A 20,078-nucleotide genomic window follows, 5' to 3' on the forward strand; every position below is an offset into this window, starting at 1 on the left:
ACAGGTTAAGCTGCTGCCCATCTAAAGAACCTGTTGGTTTGGGATGGCGAGAGCGAGCTGGACTTTCTTCATTTAAAATTTTGCCCCCGCTCCCTTGAAGATTTAAGTATTCTTCCTGTTGTCAGTTGTGCGATCGCTCCCGATCAATTAGTGAGCGTTGCTACACTCCGAGGAGTTTGCCTCAGACTATACTCAGCACGGTCAAAGACATTGCTTTCGTAGCAGAGTTCTTTGGTCGTTAACTCGTCTGAACTTAAAAGTCTGAAACTTCAATTTTGGAAAAGAATCTAAATCCTGTTTAAGGCGTAGTGAAAGTAAATAATGAACACTAGAAACTTAGATGACCAGGTAGAAAGTACCGACAATCGATCGATCGATCGATCGAAGTTACAGGTAAATTCCAGGATGCAGCCACAACAACTTCTGTGGCTTCACACAAAGAATTCAATGCAGAACAGCTAGGACGTGTCTACTTTATTCGGCACGGTGAAAGTACCAGTAACGAACGCAACATTTTTGCAGGAGTTCTGGATGTTGACCTCACATCCTTTGGCCGATTGCAGGCACGCCGCGCAGGTGTTGACCTGAAGAAAAAAGGTACAAAGTTTGACGCAGTATATGTCTCCCACATGAGACGGGCACGACAAACCTGTGAAATCGCCCTTGCTGAAAGTCAGGCACTAAAGTCGTCCGATACCCCCGTTCAGATAGATCATCGAATTAGCGAGAAATCCTTTGGCATTTTTGCGGGTCGCAACCTAAATTTGCTGCGTCTAGCACTGGGCTACGAAGGCTTCGAGGAAATGTTGCACTCGCACAACGAAGCACCCCCGGCTGGCGAAAAGATTGCCCAAGTTTATTCTCGCGCTGCCCGTTTCTACGAAGACAAAATTGTACCGCACTTGGAACGGGGAGAAACAGTTCTAGTAGTGTGCCACCAATATGTATTGGAGCCACTAGCACTTTATTTAAGCGGTCTACCGCCTACTGCTTATAAACACCTGAAACTACCCAACGGTAAAGCTCTCAGCGGTGTGGATCTCGTCAAGTTTCGCGATAAGGAATCCGGCGGTGCTGCTTCCCTGCGGAAAGAGATCAACGATCTTTCAATTATGTGGGCGATTTTGATCTATGCCACCGCCTTCTTGCTGGGAAGCTTAGCAAGGGCAATCATCACCTCAGAAGCAGGGATTCCGTCAGTCCTATTTCGAGCAATAATCGTTGCGTGTCTTGCCGCCTCAACGTTTTATACCTACTTAGACATTGACTTTGCCGCGAGTAAACGCAAAGTAACCTCTACTGTGAAGTATCTAGTTTACGGGTGGATGGCAGTGCGATGGGCAGTTGGGCTATTTTTAATATTTTCTGGATTTTTGTATCAGACTGAAGCGGATCTGTACAAAGTTTTGTGGGTGCTGTTTTGGATGGTTCCGCCAGCCCTTACTTCACCAGTTTTATCAGTGCTTTGGGGCGGTAATCTTTATCCGTCGGCTCTTTTGTCAAGAACGCTATCAATCGTTGCTCCACTGGCGCTTTTGGCTACATTGAAGGTTGCCAATTTACCCATTAACGTTGACAGCCTGATCTTTTTCGGTGTCATTCTAATTGTAGGTCTGGCAATACCGGGTGCGATCGCCCAGTTTTGGCGCGACAAATCCCCGGTTGAATCAAACCACCACAGTAAAAACTGGAAATTCATCGGAGTGCTTGCTGTCGCATTCATGGCCTTGGCAACAGGGTTTCAGTTTACTCCATCAACCTTCATTTCCGATCTATTTTCTTCAACCGCTCCGAATCGCTCGCTCGCTTGTCTGCAACAACTAGCATTGGCAACTTTAGTGTTTGTCTCAATGCGCGTTTTGGCTGTATTAACCTCAGCATTTACAAAGGGCAAGCTTAGCAAGGCAGAAGCTCGCGATGCTTACATCCTGCTTGTGAATCCAAACTTTTTCCTTTGGGCGGCTCTTTTCATCGGAGTTAGTGCAACTGCAAATCCAGAAGCCGTAAAATAGGCAATTTTTTGGGCAGCCCTAGGCTTTTTCTGCATACCACTCATCGAACAGATATTGTTCATGAATTCATTTGGCAATGACATACTGAGAGAAACACTGCGTTCTTCGAGAGTGGCAACAGCAGATATCAAAAAGCTTTTCCTGCAATTGGATACGGATGGAAGTAAGGCGCTTGAACGAACTGAGATTATGGAGTTGTTAGGGCTAATCGAAGATATGACAACAGGCGAACGTAGCTCTGAAGAAGTCAGAAGCTACATCACTGATTATCTTTTTAATACTCTTGACTCCGATAAAAATGGCAGTGTTGATTTAGCGGAGTTAGAAGAGTACATATCAACCTATGGGTTGGTTGCTAACCTGAACGTTGCTCAAATCTAAACTTTGGCTCAATAAGCATGACATCATATTCAAATTTGAAAAATGATGTCATGCTTATTTGTCCGACTGCTGTATGCAGGAAGGCAAGAATGATAGTTTTAGCTGGCTCCATAACTGGCGAAAAATTGGAAAAAAAAAACCGAGGTTAATCTCACGATGGATACTCCGAGAAAAATTTTAGAGGAATTGCGACAAGTCTTTACCAAGATTGGTGGAAAAGACCAACAAATCGATCGCTCAGAGTTTAAGAAAGCTATGGGGCTGAAAGATGAATATTTTGCCGAGCGAATGTTTGCGATGTTTGATAACGATAAAAGTGGCGTTATAGACCTTGATGAATTTTTGAAAACAGTAGAGGAACTTGTCTTTGCAACTGAAGATCAGAAACTGAAATTTGCTTATCAATTGCACGACATAAACGGGGATGGCTCCATCGAAAAAGACGAAGTTTCTCACTTAATTGCTGCTAGCTTGAAGGAAAATAATTTAACCTTTCCGCCGGAACAAGTTACCGATCTGGTTGACATTTTGTTTTTAGAAGCTGATACCGATAAAAGTGGCGAAATTTCTTTTGAAGAGTTCAAAGGTTTAATCGGAAAGCATCCAGATCTGCTTGAGGCGATGGCAGTTAGCCCCGTTAGCTGGTTAAAACCTCGCCAGCCAGACGACGACGCCATAGCAGTTGCGCCCAAAGAGAAAAGGTCGCCAAAGGCGTACATCAAGCATTATATTCAAAACAACTGGGTCAAGATCGCTTTTTTGTCCCTCTATCTTATTGCCAATCTGGTTCTTTTCTTTGGGGCTGTCGATCGATATGCAAGTCAAGGCGCAAATGTGTACGTTCAAATTGCGCGGGGATGTGGCGCAGCGCTCAACTTCAACGGGGCATTGATCCTAATTCCCATGTTGCGGCATTTTATGACTTGGCTTCGCAAAACGAGGATCAACAACTATCTGCCGATAGATGAGGGCATCGAGTTTCACAAGCTCGTGGGTCAATTCATGTTTGCCTTTGCGATCGTCCATACGATCGCGCATTTTCTCAATTACACCACATTGCCAGTGCCCTTTGCACAAAGTCTTTTTGCAACGAAGGCTGGCTTGTCAGGATTTTTATTACTGCTAGTTTTCGCAATTATGTGGGTGACAGCGCAAGCTCCAATCCGCAAAGGCGGCAAATTTGCGCTTTTCTATACAGCTCATATGTTGTACGTCGTGTGGTTTGCCCTGGCGTTAGTTCACGGGCCAGTTTTTTGGCAGTGGGTGTTGTTACCTGTTGTGGGATTTGCGATCGAACTGGTTATTCGCCGGCAGAATACAAAAGAGCCTGCCTATGTAGTTAATGCCTCTTTACTCCCCTCCAAAGTTCTAGGTTTGGAAATTGCACGTCCGAAATCTTTCCACTATCAACCAGGGGACTACGTGTTTGTTAAATGTCCCAGTCTCTCCAAATATGAATGGCATCCATTCACAATTAGTAGCGCCCCCGAAATGCAGGATGTCTTATCTGTACACATACGCTCTGCGGGCAGTTGGACTGGAAAATTATATCAACTTTTCCGAGAACAGCACGAGCAATGGATACGGTCAGGTAATTCTAAATACGAGCCTGGAGTTCTTGTCCATTTAGATGGGCCCTATGGCACACCAAGTACCCATATCTTTGAATCTAAGTACGCTATTCTCATCGGTGCGGGTATTGGCGTAACTCCCTTTGCCTCTATTCTGAAAAGTATGCTGTACCGAAGCCAACACGGTTCTTCAGGAATGCGTTTGCAAAAGGTACATTTTTACTGGCTCAACCGAGAGCAAAAAGCATTTGAATGGTTTGTTGAACTCTTATCCAGAATCGAAGCCCAAGACACTAACAACTTATTTGACATTAATTTGTATTTGACAGGTGCCCAGCAAAAGTCAGATATGAAATCCAGCACCCTATTTGTGGCAATGGATTTGATGCATTCCCAAACACAGGTTGATTTGATTACAGGTTTAAAGAGCCGTACACAAACGGGTCGTCCAGACTGGGAGGAGATTTTTCAAGATGTAGCGCAGCAACACGCGCCCAATAAAGTTGACGTATATTTCTGCGGCCCTCCTGGACTCTCGGTACAATTGAGAAATCTCTGCCATAAATACGGCTTTGGCTATAGGAAAGAAAATTTCTAGCCAAACTTCTGGCAATTGATGCTTTTCAGCTAAAGTCATAAGTTTAGGACTTACACAGAAACGGGGGTTCTTTGACGTAAAATAGCCTTTATGGCTATTTCTCCCCGTCGAGAAACCCGGTTTATTTGAACTTTTGCGTAATTCCTGAACTTGCTCTCCGTCATCTCCCAAAAAACCTTACTTGAATATCGAAAAACGAGGAAAATATCCAATGAAATTTGACAAGTTTGTACTAGCACAAAATATGGCATTTTTAATAGCTATTCCCCCACAAAGTAATTTAGCCAAATTGCTCTCCTTTTGCTTAGCGACAAAAGCTAGACAAAAGACGAGCGGAACAGAAATCTTAAAAATAACCTGTGACCTAATGGAAAACCCATCTAATTTGCCCTATTGGACTCAAGACGTGATGGGACTCGATTTAGATTACAGCAGTGAAGAGTGGAAAGCTTTAGGAGAAATGGGCATCAACGATGCAGAGGAGTTTATGGCTACCCTGGGGCAAGAGTTGGAAAAATTGAGTTTGTAATATCTGGCCCTGGCGTCAGCAAAGAAACTCTCAGGTTTCAAACACTCTATCACAAGCATTCATTAGAGCGGGCTAGTTAAAAAACCCTGTCTAAAGACAAGGGAGCGTCAACTTTCAAGAGAGAAACAAAAATATGTCTTTAAATGTTGAACTTTTAGAGCAAAGTTTCGAGAAAATCAAACCTAGTGCTGATGAATTTGCCGCTAGCTTCTACGAAAAATTGTTTACAGCTCACCCAGAGTTGAAACCGCTGTTTGCCAAAACTGATATGGAAAAGCAACAGAAAAAGCTCATAAGTGCTCTGGTTTTAGTAGTAGAAAATCTCCGTTCTCCAGAGGCTTTAGGGCCAGTTCTCAACGCACTGGGAGGCAGACACATCGGTTATGGAGTAATTCCCAAATATTACCGTCCAGTTGGAGAAGCACTACTAAGTGCTTTTGAGCAGTATCTCCAGCAAGATTGGACTATGGAAGTCAAACAAGCATGGATCGATGCCTACGGCGCGATTACTGCTTTGATGTTAAAAGGGGGCGGTGTAGAAACTACACCTGAAGAAGTTCAATTAGAAACAGAGATAATCCCCGAAAAACAGGTAATTATAGCAGCTAATCACCAACTAGAATCCGTCCCAGAAAAAGAGCCCAAATTGGCCGTAGAGGTACTGGAAAGCAGTTTCGAGAAAATCAAACCTCGTGCAGATGAATTTGCCGCTCGCTTCTACGAAAACCTCTTCCTCGCTCACCCAGAATTTAAACCGCTGTTTGCCAATATCGATATAGAAAAGCAACAGAAAAAGCTCATAAATTCTTTGGTAGTGGTAGTAGAAAATCTCCGCTCTCCAGAAGCTTTAGGGCCAGTTCTCAACGCCTTGGGAGGCAGACACATCGGCTATGGGGTAATTCCCAAATATTATGAGCCAGTTGGAGCCGCACTGCTGATGGCTTTTGAGCAGTATCTCCAAGAAGATTGGACTCCCGAAGTAAAGGTGGCATGGACAGATGCCTACAAAGCAATTACAGGTTTGATGTTAAAAGGCGCAGGTGCAGATTCTTCACCAAATGTTGTCGCAGATAAAAAAGATGTCATCCACCATCAGCCACAAGAATCAAAAACACAATTACTGAACGAATCTAAGCCGCTCGCGCCACCAACCGAGGAACAGAAAAAGCCTTTAGTATCTATTCAGTTGGATGGTGAAATTATCCAAAAAATGCTCTCCAAAATAACTGATAGTTATCAGCAATTTCAAGGTCAATCATTCGTTCAGCGATTGGGTGAAGTTCTCAAAGGAATTTTAGAAAAATTCATTGATAATTTTTGGACGCAACCAGCCTGGTTAGTGGCTAGTGTTTCAGCCGTTCTGTTCATCATAATTTATGTGGGGGCGGATGATAATTCCCTGATTGGAGAGATTTTGGAGAGTGTTGATGCTCTCAGTCTTGTCGTTGCTTTAATTTTATTCATTAAGGAAGCACCCGATCGCAGAAAGCAATTTCATTACCAAGCTTGGAGTATAGTTGATGCAGCACACGGCGTAAAAGTTAGCTATGCCAGAATTCTGGCACTCCAAGATTTGAATGAGGATGGTGTTTCTCTTAGAGGTTTGGATGCGATTGGTGCGGAGTTAGTAGATATTAATCTTCCTCATGCCAATCTCAGTAAAGCCAATTTGAGGGAAAGCGACTTGAGTAATGCTAATTTGACTTATGCCAATTTAGATAATGCTAATATCAGTCATGTTAAACTTAGTGGTTCAAATTTAAGTCATGCAAAACTGAGTTTTGCTCGCTTGACTCAGGCTAATCTTAGTAGTGCGAATCTTAGTAAGGCTAATTTAATTTGTGCAGATTTGAGTAATGCGAACCTGAGTGGTGCAGATTTGAGAGATGCTAGTTTGAGTGGTGCCAACCTGAAGAGTGCCTACCTAACTGGTGCAAATCTAAAAGGTGCTAAAGTTAGCATTTCTGACCTGAGTGGTGCTTTGCTCGCAGGTGCTGTTATGCCTGATGGGTCGAAGTATAAGTCTCTGGAAGATGAGGCCACAAACAAATAAATTGATCCCAGCTTGTTTTTGACCTTCATGTCTGCTTTTCTACTCAAGCTGACGACACCGTGAGTAGAAAAGCTTTGGCTTACTGAAATGCGATCGCACGGGAGGACAGCGGTTGACCTGGAATCGTTTCATTGAAGTGCTGCTCGTGATAAGAAGGAAAATAGCAACATCTGTCTTAATATCCTCTATACTATTGCAGTTCCGACTCAGAAGCTCCAGGAAACTGGCTTTCAAGTTCGTACTAAATGGTAGCGCGATCGCCTTCTATTCAATACTAAAGTGAGGTAAGCTCGCGCACTCGTTCATCACCAAAAACACCTCTTTCATAAAGGATAAACGTAATGAACCTCAGAACTTTTACCGATATCTCAAAATGGGGAATCTTACTCAAAATTATTCCCCTAACAGCGCTATTTTGCCTGGCAAAATGGATCGCTCATCAGATGCAGTGGGAAATTGGTAAGTTCGATAGTCAGATAGGTTCTCTGTTGGCGGCGGTAACGTTCATCTTGGCGTTTATGCTGAACGGGACGCTGACTGATTACCGTACCAGTGAAGATATGCCCGCGCAGATTGCGAATGCAGTTGAAACGATTCAAGATACGAATTTGTTCATTGCAGCCCGTCAGCCCGACTATAACCCAACCCTACTTACAGAAGGGTTAGTTGAGATCCTCCAATCAGTCCTACTCTGTTTGAAACAGAGTAAGCCATTCATCAGAGTTGAGAATGCTGTTACAATCCTCAATTCATCACTGGTTCCATTATCAAAGTTTTGCGAAGCTCCTTTGATGGCTCGCCTTCAAGGTGAACAGGCAAAGATTCGTCTTCTGATTGCCCGAATTCAAAGGATTCGCGATACCGACTTTCTGGCATCCGCCTATGGATTGCTGCATATCCTGATAATTGGCTCAAGTATTGCTTTGTTAATAACGCATACCGACGAGTATTATACCAATTTGATTATTTCAGGTTTTCTATTTACGTCATTCATGTATTTGTTGTTGCTCATCTACGACCTTGAGAATCCTTTTGAGTACAACGGAACATCTAGTGCGGATATTGATTTGTCATCTCTAGAGCAGTCGTACAATCAACTGCGTGAGGGGCTATTGAATGACGATGAGCCTAAAATACCTGTGTAACCAGTTAAGAGAGCTAAAGTCCAGCTAAGGCAGTTTATAGAGATGCTGGAAAGAGGCTTTAATCTTCAAGCATTAATTGACAACCTGTACAAGACGATCGACAATACTCATTGTAGCAAAGTGACTAAGGTAGAATTTACCGAGAGGTATAATCACAAAAAGAAAGCAAACAGGAACGGAAAAATTCCTATGCAATTACTTAAGCAGTTAAGTATAAAGACAAAACTCACAGTCATGTTGCTAGCAGTCAGCCTTTGCGCTATGCTCGCGAGCACCTATATATGCTCTAGCAGCGGGAAAGCTACTCTGACCGAAAAAGTCTTCAACCAATTAACCAGCCTTCGGGCTGCCAAAACTTATCAAATCCAAGATTATTTTGAAAGCCTTTACCACCACAGCCAAACCTTAAGCGAAGATTTGACAGTCGTGGGAGCCATGTAGGAGTTTAAGACAGCCTACCGCCAACTTGAATAATCAACAATACCAGCGGATTTTGAGGCAAAAATTGATACATACTACCGGACACAATTTCTAACCAAACTAACGCCAACGAACGATGGTTCGCCCGTTCTCGAATCCTACACGCCAAAAACAGCCGCGGCTCGTTAGTTGCAGTACCACTACATCGCTGCTAACCCCAACCCCGCTGGCAAGAAACTTCCCCTGGACAATCCTGGTGACGCCAGCGCTTACAGCCGCGCTCACGCCCGCTACCACCCTATTTTTCGCAATATAGTTGAAAAATACGGTTACTACGATATGTTTTTGATCGATAATGGGAATTTTCCCAAGCTCGTCGAAACCCTATTTTGGATATCTGTTATCTACGCCTGTCTCTCGCTGTTTAATGTGATTTTGTTTGAAGAAGCTGAGGCGAATACATGGCGGGCGCGGATGCCCAAACTGCCGATCGACCTTTCTAGGTTGTTTTTGGTGCTTGTGGGAAGCGCGATCGTGCTGGCGGCAGTGTGGGGTGCAGATTTGGCGGGTCTTGCTACGGGATTGGGCGTTAGCTCGATCGCGATCGGTTTGGCGCTTCAGGACACACTAGGCAGCATCATGTCGGGCATTGCGCTGCTTCTAGAACGCCCGTTCAGTGTGGGTGATTGGTTGCGAATTGGAGATATCGAAGGGCAGGTAATTGATATCAATTGGCGCTCTGTTCGCCTGCTAACTCTCCAGCGGCAGGTGATTATCGTTCCTCATCAGTTCATTGGAAAAGAAATAATTCATAATTACAGCCAACCAGAACGCATTTACAACCAACGTATCAATATTGGCTTTTCCTACGATAGCCCCCCTAACCTGGTGAAGCAGGTACTGCTAAGTACAGCTTTGGCTACACAGGGGATATTAGCCGAACCCGAACCTGAGAGCAAAACTACATCCTATGATGAGACTGCAATTATCTATGAGGTGGAGTTTTTTATCGAAAACTTTGAAGATGTGGAGCAGATACTCGATCGATTTATGACGCGCGTCTGGTACGCAGCGCAGCGAAACAACCTGACGCTATATCGCTACCGATACTCCTATGCTGTGGAAGCTGCTGATAAGGCAGATAGCGCTTCCAGTAAGTTAGCCCAAAGCCTGCACTCAATTCCCGGATTTATGCCTTATGCTCGTGAGCCAAAAAATTTGGATGACTTAACTAAGGGAACTATTTTACAGAAGTTTGGTGCGGGAGAGAAAGTCATCCGGCAGGGCGAGCCTGGTAATGCTTTGTACATTATCATTGCGGGTCAGGCTAAGGTAACAGTCACGAACAAGTTGGGCATGGAGTTGGAGGTAATGACTATCTTGAGTGGTGAGTTTTTTGGCGAGATGGCGCTGTTTAGCGGGGAACCGAGTCCGGTATCGGTTGTCGCCGTTGACGATTTGCAAGTTCTTGTCGTCTACTCAGATGCTGTAAATACGATGATTGAACGTCAACCAAGCTTGGGGCGCGAGATCGGTCAAATTATCGAAGCGCGAAGCAAAGCGGTAAGTATGGCCGCGCAGGCAGATGTTTCGTCAAATGCTAAGGTTGATTCCCTATGAGGATGATGAAAGTGTTCATATTGTGGCAATTTTACAATTCTTGGGGCTGGTGAAAAAGCACGGTCTATGACGGTGCAAAGTATAACGAATCACAGCCGCCTCTGCAATACCGGAGAAAGGTCAAGCCTAAAATATCCTTACAGGGAACTGCATTTGCGAAGCCCAGAGACCGTCAATCTTTGCAATCAATTCACTTCCCGCCCAGAGAAAAGTTTGAGTGATGAGGTTTTGCGCCTCAATATTCACGCCACCCAAAATTACGTCAGTGTCTGCATTAAAGTTAACAATCTTGGCATAATCATTTCCGCCAGCAACTGAGTACCAATTTCTTGTATTATCACCAATATAAAATGTGTTAAGAGATTGACCGCTGTTGCCGATTAAAGTATCTACCTCAGCACTAGACAAACTGTTGTTTTCTGAACCTCTTAATATATTCAGACCGGCACCACCTCCGAGAGTGTCGTTTCCAGAACCACCAAACAAGAGATTAGTGCCGTTTCCACCAGTGAGATAATCATTACCCTCATCACCGCGAATGGTATTCCTGCCATTTCCGCCATTGATGTTGTCATTTCCAGCCCCGCCAGAGATGGTGTCATTCCCAGTGCCAGCAGTGATAAAATCACCACCCGCCTCACCAAAGATCAGATTATTTCCATCTCCGCCACCAAGGGCGTCAACTCCATTCCCCCCAGAGATGATGTCATTACCAGTGCCAGCAGAGACAATATCGTCCCCATCCCCAAAATAATAAGTATGGTTGCCGTTGTTGTTGTAATATTTCCCAAAAATTCCCGTTCCCGTTAATACGTCGTTTCTGTTAGTCGCGTAGATGATTCGGTCATTTATCCCGCCATCAAGCTTAGCACCAACTAGAAACAAAGGATTATATTCAGTATCAACAGGAATCACTGCTTCATGCACTTGAGGAGAGACATTAAAATCCCCTTTATAAAAGTTTGGTCGAAATTGATGATCGGCCCGCGTGTCATTTAGACCCAGAATATTTGTGGCTAAACGAGAATTGCCACCTGCATCAGTTGTAACCAAATTTGTGAAGGCGGTGACGACACCGTTGTGTTGAGCAATTTGTTTCCCGATATCATTCGGATCGGTGCCGAAGTCAAACAGGAATGATTCCTGGGCAGTTCCAGCTTGAGCTTCATTTCCTGCTAAACTACTGATGCCATTAAAACTTCTTGAAACCGCAGCACCACCAAAATCTAAGCGTTTGATTGGATCGGGAGTTCCTCCATTCCTTACGTATCCATTTGATAAGTCAGTATCGAAGCCATTAGTTGTATCGTATGGACTTCTTTGCCTTGCTTGATTTGATGCTGGGTCAAGAGCTGTCACTGAGCCCACTTGACTTCCGTAGGTAGTGAAACTGGCAGCAAGATCGCTAGCAAGGTGAGCACCGAGACTATTACCAACAATATTGAGCGCTGCAGCGGGCATTCCCCACTCAAGAGCAAGTTTGTCTCGGATGGCTCTTGCCACTGGAGTAATCCACGAACCAGACCTGTAAAGGTCTCCAGCAGCGATCCCTAATGGTCCAATATTGAAGAACTTGGTTCCGCTCACTTGAGTCCAGTCAAGGGCTAAAACCGTATCGTTTGGGTTGGCATCCCTGATGGCTGCCGCCAGATTTGGATCGTAATAATCGGCAGGATTTGTGAAACCCGGAAGTAGCAGCCATACTTTTTGTCCGCTCCATTGCTCGGCAGAGGGAACGCCAAAGGGCGCGAGAATATTTATTTCACGCTCACTTGCACTATAAGCATTGCTAGGTGGGTTCTTAGTTTCGCCACCTGTTACCCGAAACTTAGTATCGATTACTGCCATTGTCCATTCCTCTCAAGTTAGGTTGTTAAAGATTATTTGTTTCTGTTGACTAACCCTTTCTAGACTTTCTCCACAGGTGAACTGCACCCAATCCTAAGAAAGCCAATAATGAGGCTAAGGGGGAGGAATTCTCCGGTACAGGAGTAGGTTCGTTGGTTGTTTCTAAGGTCACAGTTCCGTCACCTCCATAAGTTCCATTTCGCAAGGCGTAACGAAATAGCTTGGGATCTAAGAACCCAAATGCGTCATTTCCAGATTCAGAAAAAACTTGGAAAGCAAATTGAGTGGGAATTCCGTTTTCAAAGAGCAAACTTGGAAAATTAGGAAATTCGAGATCGTCACTTGCCCTATAGGTAACAGGAGTTAATCCTGTGGCAAAGTCCACAAATCTAAAGTTGAGAGACAGCAGTCCCGCTAGATCGCCATTTCCACCATTTATGGTCATGAACTCGGAGCCTACTTTGGTCAGATGTGTATCGTCGTAGGTAAAGTCACCTGTGTAGACACCCGCGAAGTCGCCCCTAGTTATATCAACCCTGATTGTGCCTCCTATTGTGGCTGCCATAGCGGTCGCTCCTCCAAATGTGGATATTAAATATGTTCCAAGGATAGCGGTCAGTCCATATTTTATGTTCATTGGATATTCCTGATTTGAAAGGCTTCACCCACAACCGTGAGTTTGTTTTCGTCTGTAGCAGCAATTAACGAAAACAACATCTTGAGATACAAATTAAAGCTTCTTATCGGTATTGTAAAACCGTAAAATTACTAGAGTTTCCGAGGCGAAATTAGGTATCCGCTCAATAATTCGGGGCGGACTACCCACTCAGGAACGATTTTGCGTCCTTTGAGGTGCATCGTTGAGCGATTTACCCCGGATTATTGAGCGGATACGAAATTAGGATATATTGTGAAAATCTCAGTAATTATATCTACGCCCTGCTTCAAGTTAAGTTAGTAAAGATGATTAGTTGTTTCTCTTTCTCGACTTTCTCCACAAGTGAACTCCACCCAAGCCCAAAAAGGCTAACAATGAGGCGAAGGGGGAGGCGTTCTCTGGTACAGGAGTAGGTTCAGTAGTAGGTTCAGTAATTTCTAAGATCACACTCCCATCACCTCCAATAGTTCCATTTCGCAAGGCGAAATTAAATGACCTGGGATCTCCAAACATAAGTCCATCATTTCCAGATGTAGAAAAAAGTTGGAAGGCAAATTGAGTGGGAATTCCGTTCTCTAAATACAAAAGTGGATAGTCTGGAAATTCATCAACATCATCGGCTGTGTAGGTGACAGGATTTAAGCCAGTAGCAAAGTCCAGAAATCTAAAGTTCATAGATAACAGTCCCGGTATAATTCCATTTCCACCACCACCATTTATGGTCATTAATTCTGTGCCGACTTTGGTCAGATGTGTATCGTCGTAGGCAAAGTCACCTGTGTAGACACCCGCGAAGTCGCCCCTAGTTATATCAACCCTGATTGTGCCTCCTATTGTGGCTGCCATAGCGGTCGCTCCTCCAAATGTGGATATTAAATATGTTCCCAGGATAGCGGTCAGTCCCTATTTTATGTTCATTAGATATTCCTGTTTTGAAAGGCTTGACCCACGGCAGTGAGTTTGTTTTCGTGTGTAGCAGCAATTAACGAAAACAACATCTTGAGATACAGATTAAAGCTGACTCGCGGTATTGTAAATCGGTAAATTTACTAGATTTTTTGCCAAAATAACTAAATACTTTAAAAGTCTAAGTAATTCTATCTAAGCCCAGCTTCAAGTTATGTTGCTAAAGATGATTAATTGTTTGCCTTTCTCGACTTTCTCCACAGGTGAACCCCACCCAAGCCCAAAAAGGCCAACAATGAGGCGAAGGGGGAGGCGTTCTCCGGTACAGGAGTAGGTTCAGTAGTAGGTTCAGTAATTTCTAAGGTCACACTCCCATCACCTCCAATAGTTCCATTTCGCAAGGCGAAATTAAATGACCTGGGATCTCCGAACATAAGTCCGTCATTTCCAGATGCAGAAAAAATTTGTAAGCCAAAATCAGTTGGAATTCCGTTCTCGAAAGCCAAAAGTGGATACTCTGGAAATTCATCAACATCATCGGCTGTGTAGGTGACAGGATTTAAGCCAGTAGCAAAGTCCAAAAATCTAAAGTTCATAGATAACAGTCCCGGTATAATTCCATTTCCACCACCACCATTTATGGTCATTAATTCTGTGCCGACTTTGGTCAGATGTGTATCGTCGTAGGCAAAGTCACCTGTGTAGACACCCGCGAAGTCGCCCCTAGTTATATCAACCCTGATTGTGCCTCCTATTGTGGCTGCCATAGCGGTCGCTCCTCCAAATGTGGATATTAAATATGTTCCCAGGATAGCGGTCAGTCCATATTTTATGTTCATTAAGATATTCCTGTTTTAAAAAGCTTCACCCACAACCGTGAGTTTGTTTTCGTCTGTAGCAGCAATTAACGAAAACAACATCTTGAGATACAGACTAAAGCTTTATAGCGGTATTGTAAGCCCGTAAATTTACTATAGTTTTTGAGCCAAAATTAGGATATATTGTGAAAATCTCAGTAATTATATCTACGCCCCGCTTCAATTTAGGTTGGTAAAGATGATTATTTGTTTCCCTTTCTCGACTTTCTCCCCAAGTGAACTCCACCCAAGCCCAAAAAAGCCAACAATGAGGCGAAGGGGGAGGCGTTCTCCGGTACGGGAGCAGGAGGAGATTCGTTAATTTCTAAGGTCACGATCCCCCAACCTGAAACAGTTCCATTTCGCAACACGAAAACAAATGCCGCAGGATCGACAAACATAAATCCGTTCTTTCCACCCCAAACTCCGAGATCGTTATTTCCAGCAAGAATACTATGCAAGCAAAATTGACTGGGAAGTCCGTTCTCGAAAGCTAAAACAGCACAGTTCGGGAAGTCTAAAACCTCATTTTCTGTATAGGTGACAAGAGTTGAGCCCTCCGCAAAGTCCAGAAATCTCAATTTAAAAGATAGCAGTCCCGGTCGATTTCCATTTGCACCACTAATATTCATGACCTCCGTGCCGATTTTGGTCAGGTGCGTATCGTCGTAGGAAAAGTCACCAGTGTAGACACCCGCTAATTTGGGATATTTGACGTTGACGTTGACGATGTTGATTTTGATTGTGCCTGTGATTTTAGCCATAAAGGTCGCTCCTCCTAATGTGGATATTAAATATGTTCCCAGGATAGCGGTCAGTCCATATTTTATGTTCATTAAATATTCCTGATTTAAAAGGCTTCACCCACAAGAGCGAGTTTGTTTTCGTCTGTAGCAGCAATTAACGAAAACAACATCTTGGGATACAGATTAAAGCTTTTTTGCCGTATTTGATACCGTAAATTTACTATAGTTTTTGAGGCGAAATTAGGATATATTGTGAAAATATCAGTCAAAAGAAACCGGGGTTTTCTCGAATTTACGGGCGGCAATCAAGTATTGTTGTAAAAAACCCGGTTTCTGTCGCCTCATGCTATAACTACCGACAAAAAAAACCGGGTTTTTCTCGAATTTACGGGCGGCAATCAAGTATTGTTGTAAAAAACCCGGTTTCTGGAGCCTCATGCTCACAACTCAAAAATGTCGATCGCCCAATGCCACTTTTTCTGGTAAAGTCGATCGCACATCTGCACTTTCTCAACCGCCAAATATCGCTGAAATTCCGGTTTTTCCAGGCCGCTGCGCCACATTACCAGAGCATCTTCTCCGGTGTCTTCGTAGTATCGTTTGCGCCGTCCAGCCTCTTTAAAACCAAACTTTTTGTACAGGGAAACAGCCGCTAAATTAGAATCCCGCACCTCTAAAGTCGATCGCTCTAATTGCCTGTCACAAGCCGATTTTAGCAAAGCCAAAAGCAGAGCTTGTCCCAAACCCTGACCTTGAAACTGAGGATGAATTGCCAGCATTATAATGTGAGCTTCTTCTAAAATTGCCCACAAACAACCGATACCAATGAGAGTTGGGGGAATCTGTAGGGGCGGTGCCCCCGTGCCCGCCCGAATCTGTAGGGGCGGTGTCCCCGTGCCCGCCCGGTTTTGTAGGGGCGGTGCCCCCGTGCCCGCCCGAATCTGTAGGGGCGGTGTCCCCGTGCCCGCCCCCTCCCACGTCCAAAGACCTAATAAATCGCTGTTAGGACTGTCTAACTCGCGCCTGTAGCCTTCGATCGCCCAAAGTCCGCCAAAACAAAGTCGATCGAGTTCGACTGCACTGTTGAGGTGTTCTGCCGCGAGATGTTTAATTTGTAGAAAACGCACAGCCGATTTTAAATTTTAGATTTTAGATTTTAGATTTGATAATTACTCACTGCAAGGATGCTCCAGTTCGATCGAGTCTCAGTCAGTCAGCCTGCTTGCGGAATGAATCTGGGGGCAACTGACCCAATTGCTTGCCGTCAATTGTACACTGGGAAAGACCGTAAGGATAGTTATTGCGCGATGGTATCAACTCAATCTTTCGGGGTGGAATCGGGACTTAAGTATCTGTCTGAGTCTCAACAAGCTCTGCAAACTCGATCGCCCAATCAAGAACTGTTACCGCTGACAGCCAGTGTTAACAGCAGCGATCGGTTAGAAATCGGAGGCTGCGAGGTGACAGCTTTGGTGGAGCAATTTGGCTCGCCGTTGTATATTTTAGACGAAGAAACGCTGCGGGCGGCCTGTACCCAGTACCGGGATGCTTTCGGGCGTTACTATCCGGGCGAATCTCAAGTGCTCTATGCTTCTAAAGCTTGGAGCTGTTTGGCAGTTTGCGCGATCGCAGCTTCGGAAGGTTTAGGCATAGATGTGGTATCAGCCGGAGAAATCTACACTGCACTGCAAGCCGGTGTGAATCCCGACAAAATCTACTTCCACGGTAACAACAAGTCTCGCGAGGAACTGCGGCTAGCTGTCGAAAGCGGCTGCATTACCGTAGCCGACAATTGGCGGGATTTAGAGACTCTAGCAGAGTTGGGAGAATCCGGTGTCCGCAGCCTCACAGGTGGGCCGGCACGAGTTATGGTGCGGTTTACTCCAGGAATTGAGTGTCACACCCACGAGTACATTCAGACGGGTCAAATCGACAGTAAATTTGGCTTCGATCCCAACTCGCTCGATGAAGTTTTTAAATTTATCAGCCAACAGCCGTCGTTATTTTGCGTGGGAGTGCACGCTCACATCGGCTCTCAGATTTTTGAACTGCAACCCCATGACGATTTAGCTGAAGTCATAATTCAGGCCTTGACAAAAGCACAGAGTTATGGTTTACCAGCAACAGAAATTAATATTGGCGGGGGGTTGGGCATTCGCTATACTGAAGCGGACGATCCTCCCAGCATTGAAGATTGGGCTCGTACAATCTGCTCCGCAGTGGTAGCAGCTTGCGAGCGGCAGCAATTGCCCTTACCAAAATTGCTTTGCGAACCGGGTCGATCGCTCGTCGGTACAGCCTGCGTCACTGCTTATACTGTTGGCTCTCAAAAAGTCATTCCGGAAATGCGGACGTATTTAGCTGTGGATGGAGGTATGTCGGACAATCCGCGTCCTATTACCTACCAATCAGTTTATCGAGTCCTCGCAGCCGGTAAAATGTCCGCTCCCTTAACGGAAACAGTGACAATTGCTGGGAAACACTGCGAGTCAGGCGATGTTCTGATTAAAGATGCCAAATTGCCAGAGTGTCATGCCGGAGATGTCCTCGCGGTTACTGCCACAGGGGCATACAATTACAGCATGGCTTCTAACTACAACCGAGTACCGAGACCGGCAGCGGTTTTAGTGAGAAATGGGGAAGTTAACACGATTATACAGCGGGAAACTTACCAGGATATGCTGAGGCTTGACCGCCTTCCTGAACGACTCGGAGCTCCAAAGTAAAAACTTAGAAGTTAAAAGTTAAAAGTTAAAAGAAAGACAATCCATGTTTACTTAGTGACGATTGCTTTTTCACTTTTAACTTTTGCCTTGTTCAGTCACGCGATTGGATTGACACTCCCCGGTCTAAAAACACGGGGATTTTCAGCGTATTCCTTATAAAAACTGTTCATGGTTCACGGGTTCGAGTGCATCACGGTTCGCGGTTCACAGGCGGTAGCGTTCGATGAACCATGAACAATCAACAATCTGGCTTTGACTTGGCCCTCGTTAAGTCCTTATTGATTCAAGGGATCGATATTGGACTGGTTTTTGCCCTTGCGTATTTGGTGCTCGTCATTGTTGGCGAGCGCAGAACGCTGTGGATGGTACGGGGATTTATCATTTTGATGCTGGCGGCGGCGGTGAGCAACTGGGCTGGATTGAGGCTGTTGCACGTTGCCCTCAACAGCTTGGTGACTGGTTCGGCTGTCGCAATGGCGGTAATATTGCAGTCGGAGTTTCGCCGATTTCTGGAACAATTGGGTCGGGGGGAATTTCGGCAATTGTTTGGACGCGATCGCCGACCAAATCCCGAACCGGACAGCGTAATAGATGAAATTGTGGACGCAGTAAAAGAACTTTCGCAAAACCGCACGGGCGCTTTACTAATTATAGAAACAGATTCTCCGATCGACGATCGGGATTTTTCGGTGCCGGGATTAAAGCTAAATGCTGAAGTTTCTAAAGAATTGTTGCAGACTATCTTTCAGCCGCAAACTTTGCTGCACGACGGAGCTGTTTTGATTCGAGGTTCGCGGATCGTGTCGGCGGGGGTAATTTTGCCTTTGTCCGATCGCACGGCGTCGCGGCAGTTGGGAACCCGCCACCGGGCGGCGATGGGGATTACGGAACGGGTGCAAGCTTGCGTGTGCGTGGTGGTGTCCGAGGAAACGGGTTCTATTTCTTTAGCCCAGATGGGACTTTTAAATCGACCTTTGACTAGCAACAAACTTAAGGAATTGCTGGAAGCAAAGCTGTTTCCGTCCGAGGGAGAAAGAGTTGTGGCTCCAATTCCGATCGGCAATCTCGGACGCCAGATAGGATTGAAGGGAGTGACGCTATTAAAACGGATACTGCGCCGTTAGTCGGGTAATCGGGAGAAACCATGAGTCAAGGAATTTGCTTGGAAAAGTTGCCGGAGGATCTGCAACAAGAACTACTGCCTAAGCACATAGCAGTGATTATGGACGGGAACGGGCGCTGGGCTAAGAAGAGGGGGTTGCCGCGGATTGCGGGACACCGCCGAGGAGCTAGCACTCTGAAGGAACTGCTGCGCTGCTGCAAAGATTGGGGGATTCCAGCTTTAACGGCCTATGCTTTTTCGACGGAGAATTGGGGGCGGCCGGCCGGAGAGGTGGATTTTTTAATGAGTTTGTTTGAGGGTAAGCTGCGGCAAGAATTGCGGGAGATGGTGGACGAGGACGTGCAAATTCAATTTATGGGGAATTTGCAGGCTTTGCCGAAGTCTTTGCAGGCGGAAATCGAGCGTTCTGTAACGGCAACTCAGCACAATCAGGGGATTTTGTTTACCGTGGCGACGAATTACGGGGGGCGTCAGGAGATTGTACAAGCTTGTCGGGCGATCGCCACTCAGGTGAAAGAGGGCAAGTTGCAGCCGGAGGAGATTGATGAGGTTTTATTTAAACGCTATTTGTATACTGCTGATGTTTGTGACCCGGATTTGCTGATCCGGACGAGCGGGGAAATGCGGTTGAGCAATTTTTTACTATGGCAAATGGCTTATTCGGAAATTTACATTACTGAGACGCTGTGGCCGGATTTTGATCGATCGGAGTTTCACCGCGCTTTGTCTGATTATCAGAAGCGCAGCCGCCGATTTGGCAAAGTCTAACGATTTTGGATTTGGGATTTTAGATTTTTTGGTTGATTTTTCAGTTTCCAAGTAGGTCATCTCCTGCTCAACATAACGATTTTAGATTTTAAATTGGAGGACAAATCTAAAATCTAA

General features: G+C 45.1%; 18 protein-coding genes. 12 read left to right on the top strand and 6 right to left on the bottom strand.

Features of this window, described 5'->3' with window-relative positions:
* Positions 1–321: 321 nt before the first annotated feature.
* The 9 genes from QT992_RS00070 (at position 322) to QT992_RS00110 (ending at position 10,329) form a co-directional block, all read left to right on the top strand.
* Entirely contained in the window at positions 322–462 is a 141-nt protein-coding gene (locus QT992_RS00070; protein WP_333314463.1) for a hypothetical protein, read from the top strand.
* Positions 426–2,012: a histidine phosphatase family protein gene (locus QT992_RS00075; protein WP_333376281.1), complete on the top strand. Its 1,587-nt coding sequence runs from the start codon at positions 426–428 to the stop codon at positions 2,010–2,012. The genes QT992_RS00070 and QT992_RS00075 overlap by 37 nt, the downstream gene beginning before the upstream one ends.
* A 60-nt stretch (positions 2,013–2,072) precedes the next feature.
* Entirely contained in the window at positions 2,073–2,393 is a 321-nt protein-coding gene (locus tag QT992_RS00080) for an EF-hand domain-containing protein (protein ID WP_333336276.1), read from the top strand.
* A gap of 156 nt (positions 2,394–2,549) precedes the next feature.
* Positions 2,550–4,562 (top strand): EF-hand domain-containing protein, encoded by a 2,013-nt coding sequence (locus tag QT992_RS00085; RefSeq protein ID WP_333376283.1) that lies wholly within the window; start codon positions 2,550–2,552, stop codon positions 4,560–4,562.
* A 211-nt stretch (positions 4,563–4,773) separates the two neighbouring features.
* Positions 4,774–5,091, top strand: a complete 318-nt coding sequence (locus tag QT992_RS00090; protein ID WP_333314467.1) for a hypothetical protein — start codon at positions 4,774–4,776, stop codon at positions 5,089–5,091.
* Positions 5,092–5,224: 133 nt separating this feature from the next.
* Complete coding sequence (locus QT992_RS00095) at positions 5,225–7,144, top strand: globin domain-containing protein (RefSeq protein ID WP_333314468.1); 1,920 nt, start codon at positions 5,225–5,227, stop codon at positions 7,142–7,144.
* 341 nt (positions 7,145–7,485) lie between these two features.
* Entirely contained in the window at positions 7,486–8,289 is an 804-nt protein-coding gene (locus tag QT992_RS00100) for a hypothetical protein (RefSeq protein ID WP_333336284.1), read from the top strand.
* A 189-nt stretch (positions 8,290–8,478) separates the two neighbouring features.
* Positions 8,479–8,730 carry a hypothetical protein gene (locus tag QT992_RS00105; RefSeq protein ID WP_333314471.1) on the top strand — a complete coding sequence of 84 codons (252 nt, stop codon included), beginning with the start codon at positions 8,479–8,481 and terminating at the stop codon, positions 8,728–8,730.
* A 168-nt stretch (positions 8,731–8,898) separates the two neighbouring features.
* A complete protein-coding gene (locus tag QT992_RS00110) occupies positions 8,899–10,329 on the top strand; it encodes a mechanosensitive ion channel family protein (protein ID WP_333336288.1) in 1,431 nt (476 codons plus the stop codon).
* A 126-nt stretch (positions 10,330–10,455) separates the two neighbouring features.
* Here the strand turns inward: QT992_RS00110 and QT992_RS00115 are convergent, their stop codons facing one another.
* The 6 genes from QT992_RS00115 to rimI all read right to left on the bottom strand — a co-directional run bounded on the left by QT992_RS00115 (position 10,456) and on the right by rimI (position 16,471).
* Positions 10,456–12,177: a hypothetical protein gene (locus QT992_RS00115; protein ID WP_333314475.1), complete on the bottom strand. Its 1,722-nt coding sequence runs from the start codon at positions 12,175–12,177 to the stop codon at positions 10,456–10,458.
* A 49-nt stretch (positions 12,178–12,226) separates the two neighbouring features.
* Positions 12,227–12,742 carry a hypothetical protein gene (locus QT992_RS00120; protein ID WP_333314478.1) on the bottom strand — a complete coding sequence of 172 codons (516 nt, stop codon included), beginning with the start codon at positions 12,740–12,742 and terminating at the stop codon, positions 12,227–12,229.
* A 402-nt stretch (positions 12,743–13,144) separates the two neighbouring features.
* Positions 13,145–13,681 carry a hypothetical protein gene (locus tag QT992_RS00125; protein ID WP_333336292.1) on the bottom strand — a complete coding sequence of 179 codons (537 nt, stop codon included), beginning with the start codon at positions 13,679–13,681 and terminating at the stop codon, positions 13,145–13,147.
* Positions 13,682–13,971: 290 nt separating this feature from the next.
* Complete coding sequence (locus QT992_RS00130; protein WP_333314483.1) at positions 13,972–14,580, bottom strand: hypothetical protein; 609 nt, start codon at positions 14,578–14,580, stop codon at positions 13,972–13,974.
* Between the two features lie 221 nt (positions 14,581–14,801).
* Positions 14,802–15,362 (bottom strand): hypothetical protein, encoded by a 561-nt coding sequence (locus tag QT992_RS00135; RefSeq protein WP_333314486.1) that lies wholly within the window; start codon positions 15,360–15,362, stop codon positions 14,802–14,804.
* Between the two features lie 422 nt (positions 15,363–15,784).
* The gene (gene rimI / locus QT992_RS00140) at positions 15,785–16,471 is read right to left on the bottom strand and encodes a ribosomal protein S18-alanine N-acetyltransferase (RefSeq protein WP_333336296.1); all 687 of its coding nucleotides are present in this window, start codon (positions 16,469–16,471) and stop codon (positions 15,785–15,787) included.
* Positions 16,472–16,651: 180 nt separating this feature from the next.
* On the opposite strand from rimI, the gene lysA reads away from it, so the two are divergent.
* The 3 genes from lysA (at position 16,652) to QT992_RS00155 (ending at position 19,961) form a co-directional block, all read left to right on the top strand.
* Entirely contained in the window at positions 16,652–18,070 is a 1,419-nt protein-coding gene (gene lysA, locus QT992_RS00145) for a diaminopimelate decarboxylase (protein WP_333336388.1), read from the top strand.
* A gap of 230 nt (positions 18,071–18,300) precedes the next feature.
* Complete coding sequence (gene cdaA / locus QT992_RS00150) at positions 18,301–19,194, top strand: diadenylate cyclase CdaA (protein ID WP_333314492.1); 894 nt, start codon at positions 18,301–18,303, stop codon at positions 19,192–19,194.
* A gap of 20 nt (positions 19,195–19,214) precedes the next feature.
* Positions 19,215–19,961 (top strand): isoprenyl transferase, encoded by a 747-nt coding sequence (locus QT992_RS00155; RefSeq protein WP_333151307.1) that lies wholly within the window; start codon positions 19,215–19,217, stop codon positions 19,959–19,961.
* Positions 19,962–20,078 lie beyond the last annotated feature (117 nt).

Origin of the sequence: Microcoleus sp. T3_D1 (assembly GCF_036700405.1) — a bacterium.
Lineage (GTDB): Bacteria > Cyanobacteriota > Cyanobacteriia > Cyanobacteriales > Microcoleaceae > Microcoleus.